Origin of the sequence: Pseudacidovorax sp. RU35E (assembly GCF_900156165.1) — a bacterium.
GTDB lineage: Bacteria > Pseudomonadota > Gammaproteobacteria > Burkholderiales > Burkholderiaceae_C > Xenophilus.
This window is the reverse complement of sequence record NZ_FTMY01000004.1, coordinates 143,987-166,820: the sequence shown is the minus strand read 5'-3', so window position 1 is coordinate 166,820 and position 22,834 is coordinate 143,987. Positions and strand designations below refer to the sequence as shown.

Below are 22,834 nucleotides of genomic sequence, written 5' to 3'. Positions count from 1 at the left end.
TCGGTCAGTGCAGTTGCGTGTGGCTGCGTTCGGCCACCAGGCGGGCGACTTCGGTGTGGTCGGCGGTGGGGCCGAGGGCCTGCAGCGCCTGCTGCCACAGCGCGAGCACCTGCGCCGCCATGGGGGCGTCGGACCCGGTCTCGCGCGCGAGACCCGCGGCGATGCCCAGGTCCTTCACCATCAGCGGCAGCAGGAAGTTGCCCTGGTAGCTGCCCGACAGCACGAAAGGCTTGAACTTGTTCTGGGTGCTGTTGTTGGCCCCGGTGGAGGCATTGAGCACGTCCAGCATCACGGACGGCTCCAGACCCGCCTTGCGGCCGATGGCCAGAACTTCGCTGGCGATCCAGAAGCCGGCAGCCGAAGCCAGATTGTTGAGCGCCTTCATCGCCTGCCCGCTGCCCAGCGCGCCAGTGCGGAAGATGGCGCGCGCCATCGGCTGCAGCACAGCCGTGGCCCGGTCGCAATCGGCGTCGGTGCCGCCGAGCATGATGGCCAGGTCGCCCTTGCGGGCCCGCACCACATTGCCGGAGACGGGCGCATCCACCATGGCTACGCCCTGCGTGGCCAGGCGTTCGCCGATGCTCCGCGTGGCCGAAGGTTCGCCAGAGCTCATGTCGATGAGCAGCGTGCCCGGCGCGGCCGACGGCGCCGCACCGCCCTCGCCGAACAGCAACTGCTCCAGATGGGCGCTGGTGGGCACCATGGTGATCACCTCGCGGCAGCGGGCGAAGACGGCGCCGGCACTGTCCGCCGCCTCCATGCCAGTCTCTGCCGCGAGCCGCTGCGCCACCTCCGGCCGGATGTCGAAGCCCAGTACCGCCACGCCCGCGCGGCGCAACGTGGCCACCATGGGCTCGCCCATGGTGCCCAGGCCGATGAAGCCAACCGGCTGCGTCATTCGATGGCCCCGATTTCCTTGAGCGCCTCGCGCGCCGCCTTGGTGCTGTCCAGCGCAGCGGGCACGCCGCAGTAGATGCAGGCCTGCAGCAGCACCGCCTGGATCTCTTCCACCGTCACGCCATTGGTGATGGCCCCGCGCACGTGCAGCTTGAGCTCTTCCTTGCGATTGAGCGCGGTGAGCATCGCAATGTTGAGCATGCTGCGCGTCTTGTGCGGCAAGGCCGGATTGCCCCAGGCCTCGCCCCAGCACCACTCGGTGATCATCTTCTGCAGGGGCCGAGTGAAGTCGTCGGCGGCCTGGATCGACTTGTCGACATAGGCATCGCCCAGCACCGCCTTGCGCAGAGCCAGACCTTGGTCGAACAACGGGCTCTGGCCCGGGGCGGGAAAGCCGTTGCGGTCGGCGGCTGGCGTGTGGTCGCTCATGCAGATTCCTTGGTTCCAGTTTTGTACGACAGTATGTCAATCGGCTATTGATCGTCGTACAGCGTTTTCCCTCGGTCGGGCGCGCGAGGAGTCCTGCGGCGCTATCCTTGGCCGATCCGCCCCACCGCCAACGCCCATGCCGACCGCGCCTCCTGCTGCCCGAACCTCGCCCGTCCTCCGCATCGCCGCTGCCGCGGCACCCCTGCGCCAGCAGGTCGTGAGCGCCGTGCGCGATGCCGTGGCCGAAGGCCGCTACCTGCCCGGCGAGCGGCTCGTGGAGCGGGAGTTGTGCGAACTGATGGGCGTCTCGCGCACCTGCCTGCGCGAGGCGCTGCGCGAGCTGGAAAACGACGGCATCGTCACCAGCGTGCCCAACCGCGGCGTGATCGTGAGCACCATCGGCCTGCGCGATGCGCGTGAGATCTACGAGATGCGCGCCATGCTCGAGGGCCTGCTGGCAGAGCGCTTCGCGCGCATGGCCAGCTCAGCGCAGCTGACGGCGCTGGAGCAGGCGGTGGACGCACTGGCCCAGGCCTACGAAAGCGGCACCGGCCTGCTCGAAGCCAAGCGCGCCTTCTATGAGGCCCTGATCGGGGGCGCCGACCATGACCTCGCGGCCTCGATGCTGCGCAGCATCCAGCTGCGTGCCAGCCAGCTGCGCAACATGACGCTGTCCGACCCCGACCGCGCGCGGCACAGCATCGCGGAGATCCGGCAACTGCTCAAAGCGATCAAGAAGCGCGACCCGGTCGCCGCGCAAGCGGCAGCGCACAAGCATGTGCAGAACGCCGGCGCGCTCGCATTGCGGTTGCTGGAACGGGCCGGCGCGCAGGCCGCCAGTGGCGGCTGAGGGCCAGGGCGCTCAGTCGACCGCGCCCAGAGAGGCGCCGCCGTCGATGACGATCTGCTCGCCGGTCACGAAGCTGGAGGCTTCCGAGGCCAGAAACAGGGCAAGTCCCTTGACTTCCTCCGTGCTCGCCATCCGGCCCAGCGGCACCAGCCTGGCATGCGCTGCCTGCACGGCCGGGTCCTGCATGCGGCCGTTGGCGATGTGGGTGATGAAGGGACCGGGTGCGATGGCATTCACGCGGATGCGGTGGCGCGCCAGTTCCAGCGCGGCGGTGCGCACGAGGTGGGCCGCACCGGACTTGGCCGCCATGTAGGCCATGCCCACGCCGGGCGCCGGCCGCACCGCCGAGATGGAGGTGGTGACGACGATGCGCCCGCCCCGCCCCTGCGGCTTCATGATGCCCGCCGCCGCACGGATGGCGTAGAACACCGCATCCAGGCTCACCCCGATCACGCGGTGCCAGCGCTCGTCGCTGTAGTGTTCGATGGCATGCTCGGGAAGCCGCTGGCCGCGGTCGGAAAAGGCCATGAAGCCGGGTCCTGGATCGATGCCTGCGTTGGCGAAGACGATGTCCAGGCCATGGGCCGCGGCGGCATCCTCGAAGGCAGCGTCCACGGCGGGACGGTCGGTCACGTCCAGCACGCGGCCCCGCACGGACAGGCCCTGCCCCGTGAGGCGCGCCACCTGTCGCTCGATGCCGGCGGCGTCCATGTCGAGGATGGTGACCTGCGCGCCCTGGCTGGCGAGCGCCTCGACCATGGCGAGGCCCAGGCCGCTGGCACCGCCGGTGACGATGGCGCCCTGGCCGCGCACGTTGAAGACTTGTTGCAGATCCATGGTGAAAAGATGGCCCGGCACCGCAGATGCCGCGCGTCGTCATGTTGTCTGATGATCCAACCGTTTCGTACGATTGTCATACAGGAATTCCCCGGTGGCATGGTGGCGCGGCCGGGCGCACACTCCTCGCCCATGATCGACGATCCCCGCCCTGCCTGCGCTGTCCAGCACGAGGTCTACGCCATTCGCTATGGCCACCACCAGCGGGTGGCGGCACAGAACTTCATCGAGGCGCAGGCGGACCCGCAGGCACCGATGCCCATGGACTACTTCGTGTGGCTCATCAAGTGCGCAGATGGTCGTCATGTGGTGGTCGACACGGGCTTCGACGCCGAGGCCGCGGCTCGACGCGGGCGCGAGATGCTGCGTCGTCCCGAGGAAGGCCTGGCCCGGCTGGGCGTTTCAGCGGCGGACGTCGGCGACGTGGTGATCACCCACCTGCATTACGACCATGCCGGCAGCACCGCCACCTACCCGCGCGCCACGTTCTGGGTGCAGGAAAAGGAGCTGGGCTTCACCACCGGCAAGTACATGTGCCACAGCTTCTTTCGCCTGGCCTATGAGCAGCGCGACGTGCACGCCATGGTGGGCCATCTGTTCGACCAGCGCGTGCAGGTGGTCGACGGCGATGTGGAACTGCGTCCAGGCATCCGCCTGCGCTGGGTGGGCGGCCACACCGCCGGGCTGCAGGTGGTGCAGGTGCACACTGCTGCGGGCTGGGTGGTGCTGGCGTCCGACCTCTTCCACTACTACGCCAACCGCGATGAGCGCTCGCCCTTCCCCATCGTCTACCGGCCTGACCAGAGCCTGGAGGCCTTCGGTCGCGTGGGCGGCTGGGCTTCGCACGAATCGCTGGTGGTGCCGGGGCACGACCCGCTGGTCATGCAGCGCTTCGCGCGCGATCCACGCGATGCGGACTTCAGCGTGAGGCTGTGGGAGCCGCTGCCTCTGCCGGCGGCTGGTTGATACATCCCCCGGCGGACCGCTGGCGCCGCCTGCAGGGTGAGTCAGAGCTGCGGCAGTCTCACTTGCACCAGCTCGCTGTCCTCGTGTGCCACCAGCCGCATCTCGCAGTCCGCCGTGTGGATCGACGAGTGCCGCTCCCAGTCGCCCAGTGTCTCAGCTTCGTCACCCACGAAGGCAAGACCACGTCCTTCCAGGACGAACAGCACGGCCCCGGCGGGAAGCACGGTGTCGGCGCTGCGTGCAAGACGGATCACCGACAGCTCGGTATTCGCACCTGAGAAGCGGCCCAGCAGGCGCCGCCGCACGCCGGGTTCTTCGGGGTCGCTCTGCCAGGGAAAGTCGTCCGGCCGTATGAAGACGGGCGCCTGGGCGCCATCGCCCTCGGGATATCGCAGCCGCCTGCCGTGCACGTGCTCCCACACGGCCTCGTACGCGTCCTGGTTGCGCGTTCCGCCCTCCGGCTTGTCGACCTTGTAGATCCCGCCCTCGAAGCGACCCTTGCCCTTGAGTTCGGCAATGCCCTGCTGAAAGGCGGCTTCCGACAGGTAGCCACTGCGGCTGGCGCCGCCGAACTGCAACACCAGCGTGAGCGACTCGCCCGCGATGGTCTGGGGGCCATAGAACACACCTTCGGGAAAGTAGCCGATGCACCCGGGCTGCATCACGCCGTCGCGCGCGAAGTCGGCATCGCCCTGCAACTGGATGCGCACCTGGTCGAAGTTGTGCCGATGACGCGGTGACGCGAAGTCGTCGAAGGTGTTCGACAGCTGCATGAAGAAGTTGCCGGGGGTTCCGTCCTGGCCGGCCAGGAGCGGGTAGTAGCGGAAGCGGCCCCCACGGGCATGGACACGCTCGATCATCTGCAGATCGCGCAGGTTGAGGATCTGGGGCATGGATGATGTCTCCGATGAATGCGGTGATGCCAGTCAGCCCATGCGCAGCACGATCTTCCCGACGTGCTGGCCGGACACCATCGCCTGGCGGGCGTCCTCCAGGCCCTCGAAAGGAAAGACGGCATCCACCATTGGCAGAAGGCGGCCCTCGGCCATCAGGGGAAGCAGATCGCGGGCGAAGGCCTGGGCAGCGGCCACGCGATGCGCCACGGTGCGCAGCTTGTTGCTGACGCCGAAGAGCACGAGCCGCTTCTTGTGCAAGGCCATCAGGTCCAGTGGCGCAGCGACGACGCCGTCCACATAGCCGACGGTGGCCAGCCGACCTTCGAAGGCCAGCGCCTCCACGCAGGCCGCGAATACCGAGCCGCCCACCGTATTGACCACCAGGTCCACCCCGCGGCCACCGCTCGCCTGCCGCACGGTGGGTACGAAGTCCGGGCCGCGGGTGTGCAGCGCAACGTCGAGCCCCAGCGCCTGGAGGCGCTCCAGCTTGGCCGACGACCCCGATGTGCCCATCACCCGGGCGCCGAGCGCCTGCGCGACCTGGAATGCGGCGACGCCCACGCCCGAGGCGATGCCCGTCACCAACAGCCATTCGCCCGCCCGCAGCCGGCCCTGGGCCATCAGCATGTCGTGCGCCGTGAGATAGGTGACGGTGGAACAGGCCGCCTGCTCCCAGCTCAGCGCGCCGGGCATGGCGAAGGCCTCGCCCGCCTCCATGAGGCCATGCTCGGCAAAGGCGCCATCGCAACGTCCCATGACCCGGTCGCCGGGCTGCCAGCCCTGCACGCCCGGGCCGGCGGCGGTGACCGTGCCCGCGGCTTCGAAGCCTGCGGGCCGCGCCGGCGCGCCTGCGGCGTGCAGGCCGTGGCCGGCGATGAACTCCCCCCGGTTGAGCGCCGCCGCCTCGATGCGCACCGCCAGCTGCCCCGGGCCAGGGGCGGGCTGCGGCACCTCCCGCAGTTCCAGCACCATCGCATCGGCATCGGTGCGGATCCACCAGGCCCGCATGGTCGGCCCGCTCATTCGCGCTCGATCCCGGCCTGCTGCACCACGCGCGTCCAGCGCTCCAGGTCGCGGCGGATCTCGTTGCCGAACTCGCCCGGCGAGACGGTGCGCAACTCGTAGCCCGCTTTCGTCAGCCGGGCTTTCAGCTCCGTGTCCTGCAGCACCTGCGCCGCCGCCTGCTGCAGGCGCTCGAGCACCGGCGCCGGCACCGCGGCGGGCGAGAGCAGGCCATACCACACGTCGTAGGGGTCGCCGACCACCCGCGTCTCCATCACCGTGGGCACCTCGGGCAACTGGTCCGAACGCTGGGCCCCCGTGACCGCCAACGCCCGCAGCTTGCCCGACTGGACATGCGGCACCATGGGCGCCGCGGTCGAGATGACGAAGTCCAGCTGGCCGCCGACCGCGTCGGTGATGGCAGGTGCCGTGCCCTTGTACGGCACATGGTTCAGCTTGGCGCCGGTGTTCAGCGCGATCAGCTGGCCGTAGAGATGCGGCCCCGTGCCCACGCCAGGGGAGCCATAGTTCAAGGTCCGGGTCTTGCCGAGCGCCACCAGTTCCCGCAGCGTCTTCACCGGCAGTGAGGGATGCACCGCAATGGCCGAGGCCGAGCTGGCCACACGCGCCACCGGCGCGAAGTCGCGCAGGCTGTCGTAGCGCAGCGCCTTGAACACCGCAGGGTTGGTGGCCAGGAATTCGTTGGCGAAGAGCAGCGTGTAGCCGTCCGCCGGCGCGCGCGCCACCAGCTCGGCGCCGATGTTCCCGGAGGCGCCCGGCCGGTTGTCGATCACCACCGGCTGGCCGAGGGCCGCACCGAGCTTCTCGCCGAAGAAGCGGGCGGCGTTGTCCGCGCCGCCGCCGGGCGGAAAGGGCACGATCATCTTGATGGGCCGCTCGGGCCAGGTCTGTGCATGCAGCGACGCAGGGCCGCCAGCCAGGATCAGGGCCGCCAGAGCCAGCCAGTGCCGGCGGCCGAGCCCGCGGGGGACGCAGAGGGTTTGCATGGACATGTCTCCTTCATGGTGTTCTGTTCTGGATTCCGGCTCGCGCTACACGACGCCCTGTGCACGCAGCCGTCGGATCTCGTCCGGCGTGAAGCCGGCCTCGCACAGCAGCTCGTCGCTATGCTCGCCGCACTCGGGGGCAGCGGCCTGCACCGAGGCCGGGGTGCGGGCCAGATGCACCGGCTGGGTGACGAAGGTGCAGGTCTTGCCGCTGCGCGTACGGGCCTGGGCGGTGGCGCCCATGTGGCGAACCTGGGGGTCGTCGAACACCTGCGGCACGGTGTAGAGCGGACCGGCCGGCACGCCGGCCCGGTTGAGCAGGTCGACCCAATGCGCCACCGGCTGCTGCGCGAACACGGCCTCGATGGCCTCGGTCAGCGCCGCCCGATGGTCGATGCGGTCGCGCTCGGTGGCGAAGCGCTCGTCATCCAGCCAGTCGACACGCTCCAGCGCGGCGCAAAAGCGACGCCAGTTGCCGCTGCCCGCCACGCCCAGGTTGAGCAGGCCGTCCTGCGCGCGGAACAGGCCCATGGGACTGGCCGTCGGATGGTCGTTGCCGCAGGGCTTCGGCACCGCGCCCTCGTTGAGGAAGCGCGCCGCCTGGAAGTCCATCATGGCGATCATCGAATGAAGCAGCGAGGTATGGACCCACTGCCCTTCGCCCGAGCGTTCGCGCTCCAGCAGCGCTGCAAAGATGCCCAGCGCCAGATAGAGCCCCGCGCTCGAATCGGCCACGGCGATGCCGGCGCGCACCGGCTGGCCCGGGAAGCCGGTCACGGACGTGAGGCCGCCCATGCCCTGAATCACCTGGTCGAAGCCGGGCCGCCAGGCATAGGGACCGTCCTGTCCGAAGCCCGAGATGCTAGCCAGCACGATGCGGGGGTTGATCGCCCGCAACGATGCATAGTCCAGCCCCAGCCGCTGCTTCACGTCGGGCCGCCAGTTCTCCACCACGACATCGGCTGTGGCGACCAGGCGGCGCAGCACGGCCATGCCCTCGGGCTTCTTGAGGTTGAGCGTGAGCGAGCGCTTGTTGCGGTTGAGGTTCTGGAAGTCGCCCCCCTCGCGGTCGTCGACGAACATGTTGTCGTTGGCGTCGATGCCCGGCGGCGGCTCGATGCGCACCACGTCCGCCCCGAAGTCCGCCAGCATGCGCACACAGGTGGGGCCGGCGCGCACACGCGACAGGTCCAGCACGCGAAGCGAAGCCAATGCCTGGCCGGCCTGAATCCGGGTCATCTCACCGTCCCTTCCAGTGCGGCGTGCGCTTTTCCAGGAAGGCGCGGCGTCCTTCGGCGAAGTCCTCGCTGGCCATGGTCGCCTCTTCGCGGCCCCGCAGCCGGGGCAGCGCCCACTCACCCCGCGCCAGCTCGGCGAGGGACTGCTTGAGCATCTCCAGCGCCATCGGCGCCAGCGAGGCGATCTGCGTCGCCAGTGCGTTCACACGCGGCCGCAGCTGGTCGCGCGGCAGCAGCTCCTGCACGTAGCCGACCCGCAGCAGTGTGGCGGCATCCAGCGCCTCGGCCGTGAGGAAGGCGCGCCGCGCCGCCGCAACGCCGATGCGCGAGACGTAGCGGCGCAGGCCGGACGGGTAGTAGTGCAGCCCCAGGGCGGCCGCTGGCATGCGCATCTCGATGCCCTCGGCACCGAGCGCCAGGTCGCAGGCCAGCACCAGATCGGTCGCGCCGCCATAGACGCTGCCTTCGAGCACGCACAGCGTCACGGGGCGCAGGCGCTCCAGCGCATCGGCCACGTCTTCGAAGCGCACCGGCGGCGGGCCGGCATCGAATTCGCCGGCGTGGTAGCCGGCGCTGAAGACCGGTCGCTCGGCCAGCGTCTCGGCCTGCAGCACCAGCAGCCGCACGCGGGTATCTGCGTCGATGCGGCGGAAGCTCTCCAGAAGAAAGACCAGGTCTTCGTTGTGCAGTCGGTTGCGATGCACCGGTCGGCGCAGCGTCAGCCAGGCGGTGCCCTCGGCCACGTCCAGTTGGGGCGGGCTCGAGGCGGGCGGGCTTGAGGTCATGGCCGAAGAATACGAAGCACCGGCCATCGCCGCATGCAGAATCACATATGTGATTCAACATCAGGAATATGGATGTCCGAGCCCTCGGTGAAGTCGGCGCGCCGGGCCATGGAGCTGCTCGAGTTCTTTGCCGAGTGGCGCAAGCCGGCCAGCGTCAAGGAAGTGTCGCAATCGCTGGGCTGGCCCCAGTCGAGCACCTCCATGCTGCTGCGCGCCCTGGTGGCGGCCGGCTATTACGACCACGACACCCGCACCGGGATGTTTGCGCCCAGCGTCCGCATCCTGCTGGCCACCGGGTGGGTGGGCGAACACCTGTTCAGCGAGATGAGCCTGCTCGGCCTGATGGAGCGGGTGCATGACCAGACCGGCCACACCGTGATGATCGGCACGCAGCACGGCATGCACGTGCGCTACCTGCACGTGCTGCAGGCCACGCGCGAGGGACGTTTCACTGCCAAGACCGGCTCGCTGCGGCCGCTATTCCGAAGCGCCACCGGCAAGATGCTGCTCACGCTCAAGCCCGAGCGCGAGATCGCGCTGCTGCTGCGGCGCGTCAACGCCACCGAGCCCGACGCACGGCAGGTGCTGGCGCTCGACGCGGTCCTGCGCGAGCGCGAGCAGACGCGCCGCAACGGCTATGCCTTGTCGCTGGGCACCTCCGTGGCCGGCGCCGCCGCCCTGGCGGTGCTGCTGCCGGTGCCGCGCGGCGAGCGCCCCATGACGCTGAGCGTCGGCGGACCGATGGCCGAGGTGGTGCAGGAGAAGGAGCGGCTGATCGCCGTGCTCACGGAAGCCACGGCGCCGCTGCGGGCGGCGGTGGCGCGTTGAGCGCGAGCGCGCTCAGTAGGCCCACGGCCGAAGAAGGCGATCCCGCTGGCGGAAGGCCGCGATCTCGTCCTGGCGCCCCAAGGTCAGTGCAATCTCGTCCACGCCTTGCAGCAGCATGTCGCGCAGTGTGGCCGGCGCTTCGAAGGCGAAGTGCAGACCGCCGGCGGTCCGCACGCACAACGCCTGCAGGTCTACGGTGACCGAGGCGCGGCCCTGCCTGGCCGCGACCTCGTCGGCGATCTGCCGAATCTGTGCGATGGGCAGCTCCACCGGCACCATGCCATTGCGCCAGCAGTTGTTGTAGAAGATGCCGCCGAAGGAAGGCGCAAGGATCGCGCGGAAGCCGAACTCCCGCAGCGCCTTGGGCGCGCGCTCGCGCGAGGAGCCGCAGCCGAAATTGCGGTCGGCCAACAGGATCTGCGCATGGTCGTAGGGCGGCTGGTTGAGGATGAAGTCCGGGTCGGGCTGCCCGTCGGGCCGGAATCGCCACCAGTGGAAGAGGTGCGCGCCGTAGCCCTTGGCATCGGTGCCGCCCAGGAAGATCGTCGGGATGATCTGGTCCGTGTCGATGTTGATGCGCAGCAGCGGTGCCGCCACGCCGGTGACCTGTTGCAGTGCTTCCATCAGGCGAGCTTCCTCGGGTCGGCAATGCAGCCGGCAATGGCGCTGGCGGCGACGGTGGCCGGGCTCGCGATGTGCGTGCGCGTGCGCGGGCCCTGCCGGCCTTCGAAGTTGCGGTTGGTGGTACTGAGCACCCGCAGGTCCGCAAAGCGGTCGTCGCCGATGTGGCCGCAGAAGCCGCAGGCGGATTCCAGCCACTCGAAGCCGGCTTCGCGGAAGACCCGATCCAGGCCCTCGGCCTCGGCATCGCGCTTGACCTGGGTGGAGCCGGGCACGCACAGCGCCTGAAGGCCCGGCCGCACCTTGCGGCCGCGCAGGATCGACGCCGCCTCACGCAGGTCCGACAGGCGGGCATTGGTACAGGAGCCGATGTAGGCCACATCGATGTGCAGGCCCTCCAGCGTCCGGCCCGGCTGCAGTTGCATGTAGGCCAGGGCTTTCTCCGCGAGCTGGCGCAGCTCGGCGTCGGATGCCGACGCCGGATCGGGCACCGGCTGGTCGATGCCCGCACACTGCTGCGGACTGGTGCCCCAGCTGATCTGCGGTGCGAGCGACGCGCAGTCGATGCGCACTTCGCGATCGAACGCGGCGCCCTCGTCGCTCCGCAGCGTCTGCCAGTGCGCCACCGCCGCATCCCACTGCGCACCGCGGGGCGAGAACTCGCGCCCCGCCAAGTACTGCAGCGTCACGTCGTCGGCCGGCACGAAGCCGTACTTGCACGAGAACTCGATGGACATGTTGCACACCGTCAGGCGGCCCTCCACCGGCAGCGACCGGATGGCCGAACCGGTGTACTCGGCCGCGAAGCCGATGCCGCCCTGCGCGCCGACGCGGGCGATCAGTGCCATGACCATGTCCTTGGCGAACACACCCGGCGGCAGCGCGCCATCGAAGTCCACCCGCATCGTGCGGGGCCGCGACTGCGCAAGGGTCTGCGTGGCCAGCACGTGCTCGGCTTCCGAGGCGCCGATGCCGAAGGCGATGGCCCCGACGCCACCGACCGTGCTGGTGTGGCTGTCGCAGCACACCAGCGTGGCACCCGGGAAGGCCATGCCCAGCTCGGGCGCCACCACATGGGCGATGCCCTGGCGCGGGTCGTCGTAGTCGATGAAGTGGAAGCCCCATTCGCGCGAGGCGCGGCGGGTGGTCTCGATCATGATCGGCCCGCTGGCCGATGGCGATTCGTTGGGGCCGCGGCCGGGCCGGGTGGAGATGAGGTGCTCGATCAGCGTGTAGATCTGCGTCGGATTCATCGGCCGCCGGCCGGCCTCCGACAGCGCGCGAACGGCCTGACTGCCGGAGAGCTCATGCAGTACCAGCCGGTCGATCTGCAGCAGGTCGGCGTCAGCGCCCAGGCGGCAGATCACATGCTCGTCCCACATCTTGTCGAAGGCGGTGAGGGGCACCGCGAGGTGTCGTGCGTTCATGCGTACCGGCGCGCCAGTTCAACGTAGTCCTCGGCGCCCAGCATCGACTGCCGTTCGGCGAAGCTCATGAGTTGCGCCTGCACGCCGGCCACGTCGCCATGGTTGTGCAGATGCGCCAGCACGCTGCGCATGGCCAGGGCCGAGGCCTGAAGCGCCGCATTGGCATAGCAGATGGCCGCGAAGCCGGCGCGCGCCAGTTCTTCCCGCGGCAGCAGCGGCGTGCGGCCACCCACCACCATGTTGCACAGGTGCAGCCCCGGCACCTCGCGCGGGATCGCCAGCAGCTCGTCGCGGCTGAGCGGCGCCTCGATGAACAGCATGTCCGCGCCGGCGTCGAGATAGTCCCGCGCCCGCTGCATGGCGGCCTCCAGCCCTTCCACCGCGCGGGCATCGGTGCGCGCCAGGATGACCAGGTCGGCGTCGTTGCGCGCATCGACGGCCGCGTGGATCTTGGCCACCATCTCCGCCGCCGGCACCACCGACTTGCCGTCGAAATGGCCGCAGCGCTTCGGGTAGGTCTGGTCCTCCAGCATGATGGCGTTGGCGCCAGCGCGTTCCAGCGTGCGCACCGTCCGGCGCACGTTGAGCGCGTTGCCGAAGCCGGTGTCCGCATCGACCACGATGGGAATGTCGACCGCGTCGCGGATGGCATCGACATGCAGTGCCAGCTCGGTGACCGAGCTCAGGCCGATGTCGGGCACACCGAGAAAGGTATTGGCCACGGCGGCGCCACTCACCATGAGCAGCGGATGACCGGCCGCCTCGATCAGGCGCGCGGTCAGCGAATTGGCGGCACCGGGCATCATCAGTCCGGCACCCGGGACCAGCTGCCTGCGAAGGCGGCGGTTGAGGGTTTCGTCGTGTGTCGTCATGGGCTCACTCACTCCAGGCGGATGGACGCCTTCTTGACCAGCATCTTCCAGCGCTCGATGTCGGCCTTCAACGCCTGGGTCAGGACCTCGGGCGCACCGCCCACCACCGCCGAGCCATCCGCTTCGAAGCGCGTAGACACCTCGGCGCTGGACAGCACGTCGTTCAACGCCCGATTGAGGCGCTGCACCACCTCCGGCGGCATGCCGCGCGGGCCTGCGACTGCCTTCCAGTCGAACACGTCATAGGCATAGCCTTGCTCATCGAAGGTGGGCACCGCGGGCAGCGCCGCTAGCCGCTTCGCACCGGCCAGGCCCAGCGCACGGACCTTGCCCGACTTGACATAGGGGCCGGCGAAGGTCGTGGTGGTCAGCACGAGTTGCACATTGCCGCCAAGCAGGTCCGTCATGGCGGCCGACGAGCCCTTGTACGGCACATGCAGGAAACTCGCGCCCATCACCAAGCCCAGTTCCTCCATGCCGAGGTGGGCGATCGAGCCTGCACCCGCGGAACCGTGGCTGATGGTGCCCGGCGCCTTCTGCGCCGCCACCGCCAGCTCGCGGGCGCTGCGCCACGGCGCCGACGGATGCACGAGCAGGATCAGCGGATCGCGCGTGGCCATGATGATGGGCTGCATGTCGTTGACCGCATCGAAGCCGGGCTTGCCGACCGCCGCCTGGATGCCGTAGGTGCTCGACAGGCTGAGCAGCGTGTAGCCGTCCGGCGCCGCGCGCATGACGTAGGCCGCGCCGATGTTGCCGCTCGCGCCGGCGCGGTTGTCGACCACCACGCTGCCGTCGAGCCGGTCCGCCAGCCCCTTGGCCAGCAGCCGTGCCGTGGTATCGCCGCCGCCGCCAGCGGCGAAGGGCACCACCAGCGTGATCGGGCGGGCGGGGTATTTGGCCTGCGCCCGCACCCAAGGCGCGGCTGCGGCCAGCGCGCCGGCGGCCAGGCCATGGATCATGTGTCTCCGGAGCATCTGTGGCACCTCGTCGTTGTGTCTCCGGCCGAAGTATCTGGATCCGGAGAATGGCGGCAATGGAACCACTGGTACTATTTTTGGAACCAGGCCATCCAGTCCGCATGCCCATGACGACCCGCAGCAGCCCCGTCGCGAAGTACCACCGAGTCGAGGTGATGCTGGCCGAGCGCATCCGCAGCGGTGCCTACCCCGACGGCGCGCTGCCGGCCGAACGTGTGCTTGCACTGGAATTCGGGGTGGCGCGCGTGACGGTGCGGCACGCGCTGCGCAGGCTGGAGGACCAGGGCCTCGTGACCCGCCATGAGCGCCGCGGCACGGCCGCCGTGACCGCGGAGCGGGGTGCCACGCGCCGGCTGCTGCGCGAGCATGTCGACCAGTTCCTCGACCGGGGTCGCGCGGACCAGCGCAAGGTGCTTCGCTTCGGCAGCGTCGAGGCCTCGGCCGTCGTCGCCGAGGCCCTGGGCATTACCGCAGGCGAGCCGGTCCTGCGTGTGGTGCGCCTGCGCAGCCGCGCCGGCTCTCCCCTGACCTATACCGAAAGCTTCATCCCCCGCCAGCTGGCCCATGTGCTGGACCGCGCGCGCCTGTCACGCCAGCCGTTGATCAAGGCCCTCGAGGAAGGCGGCGTGAAGGTGGGCGGCGCGCAGCAATCCGTGCGCGCCGAGCGCTGCCCCGCGCACATTGCCGCGGCGCTGAGCGTGCCGGAACACGAGCCGGTGCTGCGGCTCGAACGCGTGGTGTCGGACGAGGCCGGCAAACCGGTGCAGCTGCTGCTCGGCTGGTACCGCGCCGATTGCTTCGAGATCCGCATGGAGATCTCGCGGGCCGAGGACCGGACCCGCGTGTGGGTGCATACCCGCTGAGCGCGGGGCCACGGAGGCTGGCGCAGCACCATGGCCGCGCCAGGGCAAATCACAGCTTCGCGATCGACACCTCCGTCGACTTCACCAGCGCCACCACATCCGAGCCGACGCGCAGCTGCAGCTCGTCGACCGAGCGGGTGGTGATGACGGAGGTGACGACGCCCCAGGGCGTCTCGACATCGACCTCGGAGACGACGTCGCCGCGGATGATCTCGCGGACCTTGCCCTTGAACTGGTTGCGCACGTTGATGGCCTGGATGGACATGGAAAGCTCCTTGGTGGATGGGTGACAGGAAAAAGGAAAGGAAGTGAAGGCCTTCAGCGGCTGGCCGCCGCAAGGGCCTGGTCGAGGTCGGCGCGCAGGTCGTCGATGTGCTCGATGCCGATGGACAGCCGCACCGTGTCCTCGGTGACACCGGCGCGGGCCAGCTCCTCGGGCGAGAGCTGGCGGTGCGTGGTCGAAGCCGGGTGCGTGGCCAGCGAGCGCACGTCGCCGATGTTCACGAGCCGGGTGAACAGCTGCAGCGCATCGAGGAAGCGCTCGCCCGCCGCCCGGCCACCCTGGATGCCGAAGGTGAGCACGCCGCTCGCACGGCCACCCAGGTACTTGCGCGCCAGCGCATGGTCGGGATGGTCTTCCAGCGCCGCGTAATTGACCCACTGCACGGCCGGATGCGCCTTCAGGTGCTGCGCCACGGCCAGCGTGTTGCTGCTGATGCGGTCCAGCCGCAGGGCCAGTGTCTCGATGCCCTGCAGGATCTGGAAGGCGTTGAAGGGCGAGATGGCCGCGCCCGTGTTGCGCAGCGGCACCACGCGCGCGCGGCCGATGTAGGCGGCGGCGCCCAGCGCCTCGGTGTAGACCACGCCGTGGTAGCTCGGATCGGGCTCGTTCAGGCGGCGGAAGCGCTGCCTGTGCTCGGCCCACGGAAACTTGCCCGAATCGACGATGGCCCCGCCGATGCTGGTGCCATGGCCGCCCAGGTACTTGGTGAGCGAGTGCACCACGATGTCGGCGCCGTGCTCGATGGGCCGGCTGAGGTAGGGCGACGGCACCGTGTTGTCCACGATCAGCGGTACGCCATGGCGATGGGCGATGGCCGCCACCGCCGCGATGTCCGTGACGTTGCCGGCCGGGTTGCCCAGCGACTCCACGAAGACCGCCTTGGTGCGCGCGTCGATCAGCGCCTCGAAGCTGCCCGGATCGCGATGGTCCGCGAAGCGCGTGGTGATGCCGAACTGCGGCAGCGTGTGGGCGAACAGGTTGTAGGTGCCGCCATAGAGCGCGGTGCTGCTGACGATGTTGTCGCCCGCCTCGGCGATGGTCTGGATGGCGTAGGTGACGGCGGCCTGGCCCGAGGCCAGCGCCAGGGCCGCGATGCCACCTTCGAGGGCGGCCACGCGCTGCTCCAGCACATCCTGCGTCGGGTTGTTGATGCGGGTGTAGATGTTGCCCGGCACCTTCAGGTCGAACAGGTCGGCGCCGTGCTGGGCCGAGTCGAAGGCATAGGCCACCGTCTGGTAGATGGGCGGCGCCACGGCATGCGTCGTGGGGTCGGGCCGGTAGCCGGCGTGGACCGACAGGGTTTCGAATTTCCAGTCCTTGGCTTGGGTCATGGCAGGTCTCCGTGGGATGGGATCAAACGGCCCAGCGCAGCGCATGGGCGGGCGTCTGCGCCAGCGGGTCGTTGGCGGCGGGCGGCTGCGACTCGTCCGCGGGCTTCTGCAGCACGCGGTCGAGGATGCGTTTCTCCAGCGCGGCGAAGGCGGCCTCGCCCTGGGCGCGTGGGCGCGGCAGGTCCACCCGCACGTCCAGCGCGATGCGGCCGTCCTCGATCAGGATCACGCGATCGGCCAGGGCCACGGCCTCCTGCACGTCGTGCGTGACCAGCAGCGCGGTGAAGCGGTGGCGCTGCCACAGGCGCTCGATCAGCCGGTGCATCTCGATGCGCGTCAGCGCGTCGAGCGCCCCCAGCGGCTCGTCGAGCAGCAGCAGCCGCGGGTGGTGCACCAGCGCACGCGCCAGGGCGACGCGCTGGCGCTGGCCGCCCGACAGGCGCGCGGGCCATTCCTCGGCCCGCTCGGCCAGGCCCACCTGGGCCAGCACTTCGCGGCCCCGCTCGCGGGCGGTGGCCGGCAGGCCCAGCGTCACGTTGTCGAGCACGCGCTTCCAGGGCAGCAGGCGCGCCTCCTGGAACATGATGCGGGTGTCGTCGTGCAGCCCGCGGATCGGTCGGCCGTCGATGCCGAGCTGGCCCGAAGTGAGCGACTCCAGCCCCGCCACCAGCCGCAGCAGCGTGCTCTTGCCGCAGCCGCTGCGGCCGACGATGGCGACGAACTCGCCCGGCGCCACATGCAGCTGCAGCTGGTGGAGCACCTCGCGCTCGCCGTAGCGCTTGCCCAGGGCCTGCGCGTCCAGTGCGACGCCGGCCGGGGCGATGACGGCCTCTTCCCGATTCAGTACAGCGCTCACGAGGCGGCTCCCGGTTTGAACAGATCGACATCGAGCCCATCCACGCGCCTGGGCAGCAGCTTCTCGGCCAGGAAGGCGTCGGCGATGCGCTGCTGCTCGGCCAGCCGCTCGCGGGTGACGGCGCGCACGGCGTAGCTGCGGCGACCATTGGCCTGCTCGACCACCGCGGCGTCCAGGCCCCAGAAGGGCGCGAGCAGCGCTGCCGCGTCCTTGGGCTGTGCCTTGACCCATCGGCCCGTCTTCTCCAGTTCGGCATAGAGCACCGACAGCGCCTCGGGCCGCGCCCGGGCGAAGCGCTGGCTCGCCAGGTAATAGCGCTGGTATGAGGCCAGGCCCGTGCCATCGGCCAGCACCCGCGCGCCCGACTGGATCTGCGCGGCGGAGAGGAACGGGTCCCACACCACCCAGGCGTCGATGGCGCCGCGCTCGAAGGCGGCACGGCCGTCGGCGGGCGTGAGGTAGGCCGGCTCGATGTCCTTGAAGCCAAGGCCGGCCTTGCCCAGCGCGGCCAGCAGCAGATAGTGCACGCCGGCCGCCTTGGCGAAGCCCACGCGCTTGCCGCGCAGGTCGGCCACGGTGCGCAGCGGTGAATCGGCGCGGACCACGATGGCCTGGGCCGAAGGCGATGGCGCCTCCTGCGCCACGAAGGTGAGCTGCGCGCCGGCCGCCTGGGCGAACACCGGCACCGTGTCGGCCACGTCGGCGCTCACATCCACGTTGTCGAGGTTCAGCGCCTCCAGCAGCGGCAGGCCGCTGGTGAACTCATGCCAGCTGGGCTTGAGCCCCAGCGGCGCGAAGGCCCGCTCCAGCGAGCCCTGCAGCCGCAGCACGGCGATCAGGGTGGAGGACTTCTGGTAACCGATGCGCACGGTCTGGGCCGGCGCGCCCTGGGCCAAGGCAGCGCCTGCGGCCAGGGCGCCGAGCAGCCCGAGCGCAGTACGGCGGCGGATGCGGGGGGCAGTGGTCATGTCGTCACTCCAAGTCGGTCGGCGGTCATCGTTGGTACCCAGGGTGCCAGCGCAGCCACCACTGCTCCAGCCCGCGTGCAAACAGGTCGGCCAGCTTGCCCAGCAGCGCATAGAGCAGGATGCCCACCAGCACCACGTCGGTCTGCAGGAACTCCCGCGCGTTCATCGTGAGGTAGCCGATGCCCGCCTGCGCCGAAATGGTCTCGGCCACGATCAGGATCACCCACATCAGCCCCAGCGAGAAGCGCAGCCCCACCAGGATGGACGACAGCGCCCCCGGCAGGATCACCTGCCGGTACAGCTGCCAGCGCGACAGGCCATAGGTGCGGCCCATCTCGATCAGCTGCGGATCGACGTTGCGGATGCCGTGGAAGGTGTTGAGGTAGATCGGGAAGAACACCGCCACGCTGATGAGGAACAGCTTGGCCGACTCGTCGATGCCGAACCACAGGATCACCAGCGGGATGAGCGCGAGCGCCGGGATGTTGCGCACCATCTGGATGGTGGAGTCGAGCAGCGTCTCGAAGAAGCGCACCGAGCCCGTGAGCAGCCCTAACGCCAGCCCGAGGCCCCCGCCCACGGCCAGGCCCGCCAGTGCACGGCCCGCGCTGACCTTCACATGCGTCCACAGCTCGCCCGAGACGGTGAGCTGCCAGGCGGCGCGCAGCACGTCCACCGGCGCCGGCAGCACGCGCGACGAGAGCCAGCCCAGCGACGAGGCTGCCTGCCAGAGCGCGACCAGCAGCACCGGCACTGCCCAGGGCAGCAGGCGCTGGCCCAGGGCGGCCAGGAAGGCGCGAAGGCTGCCCGCATCGGCCGGCGCATGGAGGACGGCTGGCGCCGTCAAGGTCTGTGCTTGTTGGGTCATGGATCTGCCTTTCGCTCAACCCTGCGCCCGCAGGCGTGATGGCGCGTCGACGTTGGCGACCACCTCGCCCAGCGGACCGCCGGCCGCCGCGCCCTCCCCTGCCAGCCGTGCCTGCACGGCGCGAGGCAGCAGCGGAAACACCAGCTCGGCGAAGCGATAGGCCTCTTCCAGGTGCGGATAGCCCGAGAAGATGAAGGCATCGATGCCCAGCGCCGCGTACTCGCGGATGCGCTCGGCCACCTGCTGCGGATTGCCCACCAGTGCCGTGCCCGCGCCGCTGCGCACCAGGCCCACGCCCGCCCACAGGTTCGGGCTGATCTCCAGCGCCTCGCGGCTGCGGTTGGCGCCTTTGCGGTGCAGCGCGGCCATGCGGCGCTGGCCCTCGGAATCCATGCGACCCAATGCCTCCTGCGCCTTGGCGATGGTGGCGTCGTCCACCCGGCTGATGAGCGCATCGGCGGCCTGCCAGGCCTCTTCCTCGGTCTCCCGCACGATCACATGCAGGCGGATGCCGAACTCGACCTTGCGGCCCGCACGCTCGGCACGGGCGCGCACATCGGCCAGCTTGCGCGCCACCTCGGCGGGCGGCTCGCCCCAGGTGAGGTAGCGCTCGACCTGCGTGGCCGCCAGGTCATGGGCCGCTTCGGAGCTGCCACCGAACCACACCGGCGGATGCGGTTGCTGCACCGGCGGAAACACCAGCCGCGCGCCCTTGACCTGCACGTAGCGGCCGTCGAAGTCGAAGGGCACGCCCTGATGGCTGCGCGCCACGATCTCGCGCCACACGCGGATGAATTCGGCTGACTGTGCGTACCGCTCGGCATGGTCCAGGAACACGCCGTCGGCCTCCAGCTCGGCCCGGTCGCCACCGGTGACCAGATTGATGAGCAACCGTCCGCCACTCAGACGGTCGAAGGTCGCGGCCATGCGCGCGGCCAGCGAAGGCTGGTGCAGCCCCGGGCGCACCGCCACCAGGAACTTGAGCCGCCGCGTGGCGCCGATCAGGCTCGACGCGACCACCCAGGGGTCTTCGCAGGAGCGGCCTGTGGGAATCAGCACGCCTTCATAACCGAGCGTGTCGGCCGCGCCGGCAATCTGCTCCAGATAGGAAAGGTCGACCGGCCGCGCACCCTCGGCGCTGCCGGGATACCGGCTGTCGCCGTGGGTGGGAAGGAACCAGAACAGCTGGAGGCTCATGGGAAAGAAGTCGTGAAGGGAAGTCGTCGGAGGGCGGGCGGGCGCAGCGCCGTCACCAGGAATGGGCCAGCAGCGCTGCGGGCGCGCGGCGCACGCCCCAGGCCAACGCGGTCACGCCGATGAGGCGAAGGGCCGCCTGCGGCAGCACGCGTGGACGGTGGGCAAAGGCAGCGCTGATCGAGTCGGCGTCTTGGCGCCGCAAGGCAGAAAGGCTCATGGCGATCTCGTCGTGAAGGCGTGCGATGGCCCTGGCCGCCAGCGGCGGCCATCGCACGGGAGCAATGGGAGGGAGAAGAGAGGCGGCCGCGTTGCCGCCCAAGCGCCGTCAGACGCTACATCGCACGCTGCTGAAAGCCACGGGCGCGAAGCCGCGCAGCGGCGGCAGGTGCAGCCCTTCTGCGGCCAGCGTCTGCACGGCCTCGGTCAGCCGGGCATCCAGCTCTTCCTGCAGGTGCCAGGCGCCTTCGGGCACCAGCGTCACCTGCGCGTCGCTGGCGTACACGCCCGGCAGGATGTGCCGCGCGCCCAGCGACTGCAGCACGGGCCGCAGCGCGTAGTCGAGCGCCAGCATGTGGTGCGGGCTGCCGCCCGTGGCCAGCGGCAGCACCGTCTTGCCCTTGAGCGCCGTCTGCGGAAGCAGATCCAGAAAGGTCTTGAGCAGGCCGCTGTACGCCGCCTTGTAGACCGGCGTCGCGACCACGATGGCGGGTGCGTCGGCGAGCGCGACCACGGCCTGCGCGATGGCCGGTGCCGACACGTCGGCCGTCAGCAGCGATGCGGCGGGGAGGTCGCGCACCTGCAGCAAGCGGGTCTCCACATCGCGCTGCGCGAGGCGGTCGGTCACGGCATGCAGCAAGGCGGTGGATCGGGAAGGTGCCGAAGGGCTGCCGGCGATGAGGAGGACGGGAGGCATGGGCATGGGGACCAGGGCATCGCGGCTGGCGCGGCGCCATCGGTCAGTCGTGGGGTGGGCTGTCGATGGTGCCGATTCTGGGCAGCCTGCCTCCCGATGCGAACGACCGTGTTCGCAGGTGGTCATGCGGAAAACGAGTAAGGCCCCTCGCAGCGCTCATTCGCCATTCGCGACAGGCTTGCCAGCCTTGCGATCAGCACGTCGGTCAACGTGCTGCCTGCGACCGCCTACCCGCGCGCCGGAACAAGCGGCAGCATCAAGTGCGAGTCATACCACCCGCCCGTGAGCAGCGTGTTCTCCCCGAGAAATCTCTCCGCCGGCCGGTCGCTGCGATCCGTGTGCAGGAAGGGCCCCGAGCCCTTGCGCGGCCCTGTGGCGCCTTCGCGCTCGAAGTCCTGCGCATCCACGCGCACCGCCAGTCGGTAGCCCGCCGGCAGCACGATGGAGGTGGGCCAGATCTCCACCTCCACGCGGTAGTCGGCGCCGGGCACCATGGGGTCGGCCTCGGTGTGGGTGTGGAAGGGCCGGCCCGGTCGTGACCGCGCCGGGTCCGTCCGCCGGTGCGACACGCGCAGCCAGCCCTGAGCCACAGGCACCTGCGGATCGGTGGCGCCGCGGAACAGCACCTCTTTGCCATCCGGCGCATAGGCGCGCAGGGTGACGAACAGGTCCATGTCGGTGCAGGTGGCGCGAACCCACAGCACCAGCGACACCGGCCCGGTGAATTCGCTCGCCACGGCCATCGGCGCGCTGGTGAACTCCACGCCGCGCCCCGGCGCCGGGTAGGTCGTGTGCGATTGCGTGGCAACGGGGTCGGCCGACAGCGTCAGCGTCTGCGCATCCAGATGGAGCGGTGTCCATTGCGTGCGGGCCAGCGGCCATTCGCTCTCGGTGCGTTGCTCGAAGTGCTCGGGATGCCGCACCTCCAGCAGCACCGGCGGCTGCGCATCCCAGCCGTTGGCCTCGCCCTTGAGGAAGTGGTCGAAGAAGCGCTTCTGCATCTGCACGTACTGCGGCAGGTAGAAGGACTCCCAGTGCGTGCCGCCATGCATCTGCAGCCACTTCTGACACGAGCCGGCGCCCAGGAAGCCTTCGACGTTGCCGCGCAGGTGCAGGCCCATGCCGCCCCAGTTTCCGGCCGACAGCAGCGGCACCTCGATGTCGGCCAGCCGCGCCGTGCGGGCGCGGTACCAGTCGTCCTCGAAGGGATGCGCGCGGAACTCCTCGATCACGTCGACACGGTTGGCCTCGACCCGTTCGCGGCTGAGCAGCTCGCCGGTCATCTGCATCTGGGTCTCGCGGTCGACGAAGGGGCTGGCCGCATGGCCGTTCTGCACCGACATGATCTGCTTGGGAAACCAGAACTCGAAGAAGAAGTTGCCGAAGATGCCGCCATGGTGACTGGCGTCGCGGTACAGGTCGCTGGCGCCTTCCCACGGGCACATGGCGGCCAGGTGAGGCGGCCGCAGCGCCGCCACCTGCCACTGGTTCATGGCGTAGTAGGAGATGCCCAGCAGGCCCACCTTGCCGCTGCACCAGGGCTGGGTGCCGGCCCATTCGATGCACTCGGCATAGTCGCGCGTCTCCTGCGGCGACCAGACCCAGAGCTTGCCCGGCGACTCGCCCGCGCCGCGGCTGTCCACCACCACCAGGGCATAGCCCCAGGGCACCCAGCGCTCCGGGTCGGCCACCTCCCAGCGCAGGTAGCGGCCGGAGCTGCCTTCGGTGTCCAGGCCCGGATAGAGCCGTTTGAGCTCGTCCCACTGCGGCTTGAAGCCATCCTCGAAATGCAGGTCCTTGCCATAGGGGCCGTGCGTCATGAGCACGGGCACCGGCGCGCCGCCCTCCGGACGGAACACGTTGGCCTTGAGTTCGGTGCCGTCCTGCAGACGGATGCTGACGTTCTTCTCGACGATCATC

At 69.9% G+C, this 22,834-nt stretch carries 25 protein-coding genes; 4 read left to right on the top strand and 21 right to left on the bottom strand.

The features are described from left to right. Nucleotides 1-4: 4 nt before the first annotated feature. Both BXA03_RS08510 and BXA03_RS08505 read right to left on the bottom strand, forming a co-directional pair. Nucleotides 5-898, bottom strand: coding sequence for an NAD(P)-dependent oxidoreductase (locus BXA03_RS08510; RefSeq protein ID WP_076506132.1), 894 nt, complete (start codon nt 896-898; stop codon nt 5-7). Then, a complete protein-coding gene (locus BXA03_RS08505) occupies nt 895-1,326 on the bottom strand; it encodes a carboxymuconolactone decarboxylase family protein (RefSeq protein WP_076506129.1) in 432 nt (143 codons plus the stop codon). The genes BXA03_RS08510 and BXA03_RS08505 overlap by 4 nt, the downstream gene beginning before the upstream one ends. A 136-nt stretch (nt 1,327-1,462) precedes the next feature. Between BXA03_RS08505 and BXA03_RS08500 the strand changes: the two genes are divergently transcribed. After that, nucleotides 1,463-2,176, top strand: coding sequence for a GntR family transcriptional regulator (locus tag BXA03_RS08500; RefSeq protein WP_076506125.1), 714 nt, complete (start codon nt 1,463-1,465; stop codon nt 2,174-2,176). A 12-nt stretch (nt 2,177-2,188) separates the two neighbouring features. Here BXA03_RS08500 and BXA03_RS08495 read toward each other — a convergent pair whose 3' ends face one another. Next, nucleotides 2,189-3,013, bottom strand: coding sequence for an SDR family NAD(P)-dependent oxidoreductase (locus tag BXA03_RS08495; protein ID WP_076506735.1), 825 nt, complete (start codon nt 3,011-3,013; stop codon nt 2,189-2,191). Between the two features lie 132 nt (nt 3,014-3,145). Between BXA03_RS08495 and BXA03_RS08490 the strand changes: the two genes are divergently transcribed. Beyond that, nucleotides 3,146-3,979 (top strand): N-acyl homoserine lactonase family protein, encoded by an 834-nt coding sequence (locus BXA03_RS08490; protein WP_076506733.1) that lies wholly within the window; start codon nt 3,146-3,148, stop codon nt 3,977-3,979. Nucleotides 3,980-4,020: 41 nt separating this feature from the next. On the opposite strand, the gene BXA03_RS08485 is transcribed toward BXA03_RS08490, so the two are convergent. The 5 genes from BXA03_RS08485 to BXA03_RS08465 are packed head-to-tail and all read right to left on the bottom strand — an operon-like array spanning nt 4,021 to nt 8,907. Beyond that, nucleotides 4,021-4,872 (bottom strand): hypothetical protein, encoded by an 852-nt coding sequence (locus BXA03_RS08485; RefSeq protein WP_076506124.1) that lies wholly within the window; start codon nt 4,870-4,872, stop codon nt 4,021-4,023. A gap of 33 nt (nt 4,873-4,905) precedes the next feature. Then, complete coding sequence (locus tag BXA03_RS08480) at nt 4,906-5,898, bottom strand: quinone oxidoreductase family protein (protein ID WP_234983634.1); 993 nt, start codon at nt 5,896-5,898, stop codon at nt 4,906-4,908. Then, nucleotides 5,895-6,884 carry a Bug family tripartite tricarboxylate transporter substrate binding protein gene (locus tag BXA03_RS08475; RefSeq protein WP_076506731.1) on the bottom strand — a complete coding sequence of 330 codons (990 nt, stop codon included), beginning with the start codon at nt 6,882-6,884 and terminating at the stop codon, nt 5,895-5,897. The genes BXA03_RS08480 and BXA03_RS08475 overlap by 4 nt, the downstream gene beginning before the upstream one ends. Before the next feature lie 45 nt (nt 6,885-6,929). Next, nucleotides 6,930-8,123, bottom strand: coding sequence for a CaiB/BaiF CoA transferase family protein (locus BXA03_RS08470; RefSeq protein WP_076506120.1), 1,194 nt, complete (start codon nt 8,121-8,123; stop codon nt 6,930-6,932). Nucleotide 8,124: 1 nt separating this feature from the next. Next, nucleotides 8,125-8,907: an enoyl-CoA hydratase/isomerase family protein gene (locus BXA03_RS08465; RefSeq protein WP_076506729.1), complete on the bottom strand. Its 783-nt coding sequence runs from the start codon at nt 8,905-8,907 to the stop codon at nt 8,125-8,127. 72 nt (nt 8,908-8,979) lie between these two features. On the opposite strand from BXA03_RS08465, the gene BXA03_RS08460 reads away from it, so the two are divergent. Further along, on the top strand, nt 8,980-9,735 hold the full coding sequence (locus tag BXA03_RS08460) for an IclR family transcriptional regulator (RefSeq protein ID WP_076506118.1): 756 nt from the start codon (nt 8,980-8,982) through the stop codon (nt 9,733-9,735). A gap of 12 nt (nt 9,736-9,747) precedes the next feature. On the opposite strand, the gene leuD is transcribed toward BXA03_RS08460, so the two are convergent. Genes leuD through BXA03_RS08440 form a run of 4 tightly spaced genes read right to left on the bottom strand, consistent with a single transcriptional unit; the run spans nt 9,748 to nt 13,632 of the window. Then, a complete protein-coding gene (leuD, locus tag BXA03_RS08455) occupies nt 9,748-10,359 on the bottom strand; it encodes a 3-isopropylmalate dehydratase small subunit (RefSeq protein ID WP_076506115.1) in 612 nt (203 codons plus the stop codon). Continuing rightward, nucleotides 10,359-11,783, bottom strand: a complete 1,425-nt coding sequence (locus BXA03_RS08450; RefSeq protein WP_076506112.1) for a 3-isopropylmalate dehydratase large subunit — start codon at nt 11,781-11,783, stop codon at nt 10,359-10,361. Before BXA03_RS08450 ends, leuD begins: the two co-directional genes overlap by 1 nt. Further along, entirely contained in the window at nt 11,780-12,655 is an 876-nt protein-coding gene (locus BXA03_RS08445; protein ID WP_076506109.1) for an isocitrate lyase/PEP mutase family protein, read from the bottom strand. The genes BXA03_RS08450 and BXA03_RS08445 overlap by 4 nt, the downstream gene beginning before the upstream one ends. Nucleotides 12,656-12,663: 8 nt before the next feature. Beyond that, nucleotides 12,664-13,632, bottom strand: a complete 969-nt coding sequence (locus BXA03_RS08440; RefSeq protein WP_076506106.1) for a tripartite tricarboxylate transporter substrate binding protein — start codon at nt 13,630-13,632, stop codon at nt 12,664-12,666. A 104-nt stretch (nt 13,633-13,736) separates the two neighbouring features. Here BXA03_RS08440 and BXA03_RS08435 point away from each other — a divergent pair, with 104 nt between their 5' ends. Continuing rightward, a complete protein-coding gene (locus BXA03_RS08435) occupies nt 13,737-14,498 on the top strand; it encodes a GntR family transcriptional regulator (protein WP_076506103.1) in 762 nt (253 codons plus the stop codon). A 49-nt stretch (nt 14,499-14,547) separates the two neighbouring features. Here BXA03_RS08435 and BXA03_RS08430 read toward each other — a convergent pair whose 3' ends face one another. The 9 genes from BXA03_RS08430 to BXA03_RS08390 all read right to left on the bottom strand — a co-directional run bounded on the left by BXA03_RS08430 (nt 14,548) and on the right by BXA03_RS08390 (nt 22,833). Further along, complete coding sequence (locus BXA03_RS08430; protein ID WP_058641816.1) at nt 14,548-14,763, bottom strand: TOBE domain-containing protein; 216 nt, start codon at nt 14,761-14,763, stop codon at nt 14,548-14,550. Nucleotides 14,764-14,816: 53 nt separating this feature from the next. After that, nucleotides 14,817-16,112: an O-acetylhomoserine aminocarboxypropyltransferase/cysteine synthase family protein gene (locus BXA03_RS08425; RefSeq protein ID WP_076506100.1), complete on the bottom strand. Its 1,296-nt coding sequence runs from the start codon at nt 16,110-16,112 to the stop codon at nt 14,817-14,819. A gap of 22 nt (nt 16,113-16,134) precedes the next feature. After that, a complete protein-coding gene (locus tag BXA03_RS08420) occupies nt 16,135-16,968 on the bottom strand; it encodes an ATP-binding cassette domain-containing protein (RefSeq protein ID WP_076506097.1) in 834 nt (277 codons plus the stop codon). Next, nucleotides 16,965-17,936, bottom strand: coding sequence for an aliphatic sulfonate ABC transporter substrate-binding protein (locus BXA03_RS08415; RefSeq protein ID WP_076506094.1), 972 nt, complete (start codon nt 17,934-17,936; stop codon nt 16,965-16,967). The genes BXA03_RS08420 and BXA03_RS08415 overlap by 4 nt, the downstream gene beginning before the upstream one ends. 25 nt (nt 17,937-17,961) lie before the next feature. After that, nucleotides 17,962-18,804, bottom strand: a complete 843-nt coding sequence (gene ssuC, locus BXA03_RS08410; protein WP_076506092.1) for an aliphatic sulfonate ABC transporter permease SsuC — start codon at nt 18,802-18,804, stop codon at nt 17,962-17,964. 15 nt (nt 18,805-18,819) lie between these two features. Beyond that, nucleotides 18,820-20,001, bottom strand: a complete 1,182-nt coding sequence (ssuD, locus tag BXA03_RS08405) for an FMNH2-dependent alkanesulfonate monooxygenase (RefSeq protein ID WP_076506089.1) — start codon at nt 19,999-20,001, stop codon at nt 18,820-18,822. Between the two features lie 52 nt (nt 20,002-20,053). Then, nucleotides 20,054-20,218 carry a hypothetical protein gene (locus tag BXA03_RS26855; protein ID WP_159444710.1) on the bottom strand — a complete coding sequence of 55 codons (165 nt, stop codon included), beginning with the start codon at nt 20,216-20,218 and terminating at the stop codon, nt 20,054-20,056. A gap of 108 nt (nt 20,219-20,326) precedes the next feature. After that, nucleotides 20,327-20,914, bottom strand: a complete 588-nt coding sequence (ssuE, locus tag BXA03_RS08395) for an NADPH-dependent FMN reductase (RefSeq protein WP_076506727.1) — start codon at nt 20,912-20,914, stop codon at nt 20,327-20,329. Nucleotides 20,915-21,141: 227 nt separating this feature from the next. Then, the gene (locus BXA03_RS08390) at nt 21,142-22,833 is read right to left on the bottom strand and encodes a CocE/NonD family hydrolase (protein WP_076506085.1); all 1,692 of its coding nucleotides are present in this window, start codon (nt 22,831-22,833) and stop codon (nt 21,142-21,144) included. Between the last annotated feature and the right edge of the window lies 1 nt (nt 22,834).